Below are 5435 nucleotides of genomic sequence, written 5' to 3'. Positions count from 1 at the left end.
CCGATCAGCAGCCGGGAGAGAACATTCGCGTCCGGCGGCGGCCCCGAATAGATGAAGTACAGCGGAACTTCGACGATGAGAGCGACGGCTGCGGCGATTCCCGCACCGCCTGTAAGACGCCTGGCCGATATCTCGTTCATGGGGTCCCCCGGAATTTCCGTGTGGCGGATTCGGTACGCCTTGAATCCTGCCGCCGACGGCACACACAGTCCCTGGGCCTGAGGACCGGATCGGGGGTGGTCCTGGCAACACCCTCCGGCGCGGACCGTCGGGGGAACGAACGGGCAGTGCTCGATCCGTTCGCCCGGCGATCCCGACAGGCCCCGGGCCGATGGTGGTGAAGAGGAGGCCGAAGGCCCGGTTCGCGTCGCGATCCGGACCCGGCCGGAGGACCCCGGCACCGCCATCACCGCGCGCGTCGCCCGCCGGGCCGGGACGCCGCGCCACCGGCCCCGGCCCGGTTCTCCGTGGGCCGTCGCACCGTGCCGGTGTGTCAGCCCCGCGCGCCGGTACCGGTGCCGATGGACGCGCGCAGTTCCCGCTTGAGGATCTTGCCCGCGCCCGACATCGGGAACTGCTCCACCATCTCCAGGCTGCGCGGGCACTTGTAGCCGGCCATCTCCCGCCTGCAGAACTCCTGGAGTTCCTCCAGGGTGAGCGTGGCGTCGGGCACCAGGGTGACCACCGCGTGCACCCGCTCGCCCCATCTGTCGTCGGGCAGGCCGATCACCGCGACCTGGACGACCGCCGGATGCTTCGCGACCACGTTCTCGACCTCGGTCGAGTACACGTTCTCGCCGCCGCTGACGATCATGTCCTTGAGCCGGTCGACAACGTACACATAGCCGCGTTCGTCCATGTAGCCGACGTCACCGGTGTGCATCCAGCCGTCCCGGACCGCCTCCGCGGTCTCCGCCGGCTTCTTCCAGTACCCCAGCATCACGTGGTCACCGGCGGCGGTGATCTCACCGATCGTGCCGGGCGGCACCTCGGTGCCCTTCTCGTCCACGATCTTCACCAGGGCGTACGGGGCGGCACGGCCGACCGACCGGCGCAGCACCGGGTCGTCGTGGTCCGCGTCCAGCAGGAGGGTCGTGGACGGCGACAGTTCGGTCATGCCGTACACCTGGAGGAACCGCGCGGACCGGAAGGCCGCGCGGGCACGGGTCAGCAGGGTCTCGGAGATCGGTGACGCGCCGTAGGCCAGCAGCTCCAGGCTGCCCAGGTCGTAGGCGTCCGCGTCGGGGTGGCCGACGATCGCCTGGATCATCGCCGGCACCAGCAGGGTCTGCTTGGCGCGGTGATCCTGGATGGTGCGCAGTATCCCGACCGGGTCGAATACGGCGACCGGCGCGGTCGTCATGTCCGCCAGCATGCCGACGATCCAGAAGGCGAACCCGGCCAGGTGGAAGGCGGGCGCGGCCAGGACGGACGTGCCGCCGCGCGGGAGTTCGGTGTGCAGCAGCGTGCCCAGGGCCGTGATGTAGAGCTGGCGATGCCCCAGCATGACGCCCTTGGGCAGGCCGGTGGTGCCGCCGGTGTAGAAGATGCCGGCCATCGCGTCGCCCTGCCGGTGCGCGTCCTCGACCGGTTCGGCGGCCAGCAGTTCGGCCAGCGTCAGCAGGCCGTCTGGGGTGGGGCCGTCACCGCAGTGCACGATCGTGCGCAGGCCCGGTGTCCTGGCCCGCAGCTCCGCCACCATCGGCAGGAACGCGTCGTCGACGAACAGGACGGTGACGCCGGCGTCGTCCAGCGCGTAGGCGTGCTCCGTGACGCTCCACCGGGTGTTGAGCGGAACCACGACCGCGTCCGCCCACGCGGTGGCGAGCGCGATCTGGCAGAACCGGTCCGTGTTCAGTGACAGCAGGCCCACCCGGTCGTCCTTGCGCACGCCGAGCCCGGTCAGACCGCCCGCCAGGCGGGAGACCGCGTCGTAGGTCTCCCTGGCCGTGTGGGTGCGCCCGTCGTACACGGTGAACGGCACGTCGGGTGACTGTCGCGCGGCTCGGTGCAGCGATTGGGTGAGGTACATGGGCGGCCCTTCCTGACGTCGCTCTCGATGGCTCGCGTATTCCGATCTCCGGCCGTCGCGGGGTCGGAGATCGGAACCGCCGCGTGACCGCCGCCGGACAGCGGCGGGCACCTACCTGCGCTTACCGGAGAAGGAGAACGTCATGAACGCCGCCTTGACCTTGCCGCTCATGGTGTCGCCGTCGAAGGTCCCGGTGGTCTTGACCTTGATCTTGGCCGGGGAGGTCAGCTTGGCGGTGTAGCTGAAATCCGCGCCGTGGACCTCGCCGTCGTCGATCGGCGTGCCGTCGAAGGTTCCGGTCAGGGTCGTCCCGTCGGTGCTGAGCACCAGGTCGGCCTGCTTGTCGCCGGTAGGACCCTGATAGGTGATCGCCCACGTGCCATCGAGCGTCATGTCAATTCCTCCTGTTTTCATTACTTTCCATGACTTTCACATCGGGCCGGACTTCCCGTCCGGCCGGTCAGTCCGCGTCCGACGGCGAGTCGGCCGTCAGCCACCGCTCCGTCGCCTCCGCCGTCAGCGCGGACTCCGTCTCGATCAGGGAGAAGTGGTCGGCGGCGATCTCCACCTGGCAGTCGCAGACGTTCCACGCAGGCCAGTCGGAGACGTCGTCGCTCTCCCCCAGCGGCCTGCCCGCGCGGATCAGCAGACTCGGGGAGCCGATCCGGTCGGGGCGCCGCTCGGCGAGCAGGCGCACATAGCTGCCCATGGCCAGCCAGCCGGCGTCGTCGATCACGGTGGCTCCCTGCCCGCGGTCGAGGATCTCCGCCATCACCAAGGAGAAGACACCGAGGATCTCCTTCTCGTCCGTCGGCGTGGGGGTGTCCAGCATGACGACCCCCTCCGGGCCCGCGCCGTCGGCCTCGAAGCGGGCCGCGATCGAATGCGCCAGGACGCCGCCGATCGAGTAGCCGACCAGGACGAACGGGTCGTCGCCCACCGCACGGCGGATCGACGCGACCAGGACATCGATCGCGGCGCGCCAGGAGCCCGGCGCCTCGTCCGTGCCCCGCAGCCCCGGCAGCGAGCAGGCGTAGACGTCCCGCTTCCCTTCGAAGCTGTCGGCGAACCGCATGAACTGGTGCGGGCCTGAGCCGGGCATGAACGACGGCACGCAGACCAGCTTGGGCAGGCCGTCGCCGGAGGCGAGTTTGACGACATGCCCCCCGTCGTCGGGCAGCGCGGACGAGGTGAAGGCGGGCCGGAACCTCGATGCCTCGGTGAGCAACGGCAGCGCTTCGAGCAGCGACTGCGTCGCGTGCGCGTGGTGGATCAACGCGCTGAACGTGCCCTGGCCGGTCCCGCTCCCGGACGGGGCGCCGACCGGGTTCCCGTCCGCCGGGCGCGCTCCGCCCCGACCGGCCGGGGTCGCCGCTGCCGCCTCGCCCTCCACCGCCGTCTCCCTGAGCAGGAGCTGGGCGACGGCTGCGGGCTCCGGGTGGTCGAAGACCAGGGTCGTGGGCAGACGCAGGCCGGTGGCCTGGGTGAGCCGGTTCCGCAGTTCGACCGCGGCCAGCGAGTCGAAGCCGAGTTCCCTGAACCCGCGGTCCGGATCGACCGCCGCCGACGAGGAATGGCCGAGCACGGCAGCGACGTGGGACCGCACCAGTTCGAGGGCGACCCCCGCGCGTTCGCTCTCGGGCACGGTGGCCAGCCGCCGGGTCGGTGCCCCGCCTCCCGTCATGGTACGGCGGGCCGGGGTACCGGTCAGGCCGGTCAGCAGCGGCGCCAGCAGGCCGCCGCCGGCCTGGACGCGAAGCGCGGCCAGGTCGAACCGTGCCGGGACCACCAGGGCCCGGTCGTGCAGACGGCCCTGATCGAACAGTTCCAGCGCGAGCGGGGTGGGCATGGGCCGCACGCCCTGCCGCGCCAGCCTGGCCAGCGCCGCCTCGTCGAGACCGCCGGCCATCCCGGTCTCCTCGGCCCACAGACCCCACGCCAGCGACACCGCCGGACGACCTTCCGTCCTCCGGCGCGCCGCGAGAGCGTCCAGTACGGCGTTGGCGGCGGCGTAGTTGCCCTGGCCCGAGCTTCCGATCAGTCCGGCGGCGGAGGAGAACAGCACGAACGACCTCACATCCATGTCCGCCGTCAACTCGTCCAGCAGCAGCGCCGCGTCGACCTTGGGCCGCATCACCCGGTCCAACTGCTCACGGGTCAACGACGTCACCACACCGTCGTCCAGAACACCCGCCGCGTGCACCACACCAACCAGCGGAACATCCAACGAGCCCAGCAGAGCAGACAGTTGACCCCGGTCCGCCACATCACACGCCGCAACCCGCACCCCACAACCCGCAGCCTCCAACTCCGCGACCAGCCCACCCGCACCCGGCGCCTCCAACCCACGCCGCGACGCCAACACCAGATTCCGGGCACCGCCCGACGTGACCAAGTGCCGTGCCACCAACGCGCCCAGGCCCCCGGTCCCACCGGTGACCAGCACCGCACCGTCCGCGTCGAACGGCCCCGGAACGGTGAGCACCAGCTTGCCCGTGTTGCGGCCCTCGCGCAGGAACCGGAACGCCTCCTGCCCGTCCCGCACGTCCCAGGTCCGCACCGGCGCGTGTGACAGCACACCCCGGGCGAACAGGTCCAGCACATCGATCAGCATCTCCTGGATGTGGTCCGGTCCGGCGTCGAACGCGTCGAACGCCCGGTACCGCACCCCAGGATGGGCCTCGGCGGTGGCCTGCGGGTCGCGGACGTCGGCCTTGCCCATCTCCAGGAACCGGCCACCACGCGGCAGCAGCCCCAGCGAGGCGTCGACGAACTCACCGGCCAGCGCGTTCAGGACGACATCCACTCCCGCGCCGTCCGTGATCCGCGCGAACGTGTCCGCGAAGTCCAGGTCCCGCGAGGACGCGATCCGCTCGGCCGGCACGCCCAGCGCCTTCACGGCGTCCCACTTCGACGGACTCGCCGTCGCGTAGACCTCCGCGCCCAGCCGCGTGGCCAGTTGGACCGCGGCCATCCCGACACCGCCCGCCGCCGCGTGCACCAACACCCGCTCACCAGACACCAGCTGGCCGAGTTCCACGAGACCGTAGTACGCCGTCAGATACACCACCGGCACCGCAGCCGCCTGCTCGAACGACCACCCCTCGGGCATCCGCACAACCATCCGCCGATCGACGATCCCCGCCGTACCGAACGACTCGGGGATCAGGCCCATCACGCGGTCGCCGGGCGTCAGGTCCGTGACCGCGGAACCGGTCTCCAGGACAACACCCGCCGCCTCACTGCCCAGCGCCGCCTCCCCGGGGTAGAGGCCGAGCGTGATGAGTACGTCGCGGAAGTTCAGCCCGGCAGCTCGTACGGCGATCCGGACCTCGCCCGCCTCCAACGGACGACCGGCATCCGACGCAACCAGCGCCAGACCCTCCAACGACCCCTTCGTGAC

Annotated in this window: 3 protein-coding genes; all 3 read right to left on the bottom strand. The window is 71.0% G+C overall.

Features of this window, described 5'->3' with window-relative positions:
* Window positions 1–493 precede the first annotated feature (493 nt).
* On the bottom strand, window positions 494–2032 hold the full coding sequence (locus ABZT04_RS45810) for an AMP-binding protein (RefSeq protein WP_356066643.1): 1539 nt from the start codon (window positions 2030–2032) through the stop codon (window positions 494–496).
* A gap of 111 nt (window positions 2033–2143) precedes the next feature.
* On the bottom strand, window positions 2144–2425 hold the full coding sequence (locus ABZT04_RS45805) for a hypothetical protein (protein WP_356066640.1): 282 nt from the start codon (window positions 2423–2425) through the stop codon (window positions 2144–2146).
* 67 nt (window positions 2426–2492) lie between these two features.
* On the bottom strand, window positions 2493–5435 hold a 2943-nt coding region (locus ABZT04_RS45800; protein WP_356066637.1), incomplete at its 5' end, for an SDR family NAD(P)-dependent oxidoreductase.

It is taken from the genome of Streptomyces sp. NPDC005492, assembly GCF_040605995.1.
In the GTDB taxonomy this organism is placed as follows: Bacteria; Actinomycetota; Actinomycetes; order Streptomycetales; family Streptomycetaceae; genus Streptomyces.
Note: the sequence above shows the minus strand (reverse complement) of the source record. Positions and strands in the feature narration are given on the sequence as shown.